The 1,790-nt window shown below is 69.4% G+C and carries 1 protein-coding gene; it reads left to right on the top strand.

What is annotated here, in order from left to right; all coding sequences use genetic code 11:
- Window positions 1–1,790 (top strand): beta-ketoacyl synthase N-terminal-like domain-containing protein (locus tag ABZT04_RS45905; protein WP_356066685.1); only part of this gene is annotated, 1,790 nt, incomplete at both ends.

Raw genomic sequence — 1,790 nt, 5'->3', positions numbered from 1 at the left:
TGACCGCGCAGGTGGCGGCGGTACTCGGGCATGCGTCGGCGTCGGCGCTGGATCCGGGGCGGGCGTTCAAGGAACTCGGCTTCGACTCGCTGTCCTCGGTCGAGCTGCGCAACCGGCTCGCTCAGGCGACCGGCCTCAAACTGCCGGCGACATTGGTGTTCGACCACCCGACCGCCGCTGCGGTGGCGCGGTTCCTGGTGAACCAGATTCCCGGGGCCGAATCCAAGGCCACTGTCGCGCCGACCGTACGGGTTCCGGCGCGGCGGCGGGCCGATGTGGACGAGCCGCTGGCGATCGTGGGCATGAGTTGCCGGTACCCGGGTGGCGCCTCGTCGCCGGAGCAGTTGTGGGAGTTGGTGGCTTCGGGTCGGGATGCGGTCTCGGGGCTGCCGGGTGACCGCGGCTGGGATCTGGAGCGGCTGTACAACCCGAATCCGGAACAGTCCGGCACGGTCTATACGCGGGGCGGCGGCTACCTCGATGGTGCGGGTGACTTCGATGCGGGGTTCTTCGGGATCAGTCCGCGGGAGGCGTTGGCGATGGACCCGCAGCAGCGGTTGCTGCTGGAGGGCGCGTGGGAGGCGTTGGAGGATGCAGGCATCGACCCGGGCTCGTTGCGCGGCAGTGACACCGGAGTGTTCTGCGGCGCGGTTGCTTCCGAGTACGCCGGTGGGGCTACACCCGATCTGGAAGGCTTCCGGCTGACCGGCACCACCACGAGCGTGATATCGGGGCGGTTGAGTTACACGTTCGGGCTGCAGGGCCCTGCGGTGTCGGTGGACACGGCATGCTCGTCGTCCCTGGTGGCGATGCACCTGGCCGCGCAGGCGCTGCGCAACGGTGAGTGCTCGCTGGCGCTGGCCGGCGGCGTGACGGTGATGTCGGGTCCCTTCCTGCTGGTGGAGTTCTCCCGGCAGCGCGGTCTGTCGCCCGACGGCCGGTGCAAGTCGTATGCGGAAGGTGCCGACGGGACCGGTTTCTCCGACGGTGTCGGCCTGGTCGTGATGGAGCGTTTGTCGGATGCCCAACGCCTGGGACACCAGGTGCTGGCGGTGATCCGGGGCAGCGCGGTCAACCAGGACGGTGCCTCCAACGGATTGACCGCGCCCAGCGGCCCAGCCCAGGAGCGGGTGATTCGTACGGCGCTGTCCGTCGCCGGGTTGCGTCCGGACGAGGTCGATGCGGTGGAGGGTCACGGCACGGGAACCCGGCTCGGCGACCCGATCGAGGCGCAGGCGCTGCTGGCGACTTACGGCCAGGACCGCGACACGGAGCGGCCGTTGTGGCTGGGCTCGATCAAGTCGAACATCGGTCACTCCTCGGCTGCGGCCGGCGTGGCTGGGGTCATCAAGATGGTCCAGGCGCTACGGCACCGGGAACTCCCCGCAACCTTGCATGCGGATGAGCCCAGCCGGCACGTCGACTGGGAGTCCGGCGCGGTCAAGTTGCTGACTGCGGCTCGGCCTTGGACCGACCCGGGTCGTCCTCGCCGCGCGGGCGTCTCGTCGTTCGGTGTCTCCGGCACGAACGCGCACGTGATTCTGGAGGAGGCTCCGGCGGTCGCGGAGGAGTCTGAGCAGCAGCCCGAGAAGAGCCTTCCTGCGGTGCCGGTGGTGGTGTCGGCGAAGGATGAGTTGGCGTTGCGGGCGCAGGCGGGTCGGTTGCGTGAGCATCTGCTGGCGCGTCCGGAGGCCAGTGTTCTGGATACGGCGTTTTCGACGGCGACGACGCGGGCTCATCTGGAGCATCGGGCGGTTGTCACTGCTGCTGACCGGGATGGTCTGCTGGCT

The sequence above is a fragment of the Streptomyces sp. NPDC005492 genome (genome assembly GCF_040605995.1).
Lineage (GTDB): Bacteria > Actinomycetota > Actinomycetes > Streptomycetales > Streptomycetaceae > Streptomyces.
The sequence above is the reverse complement of the archived record's forward strand: the minus strand, read 5'-3'. Positions and strand labels throughout refer to the sequence as shown.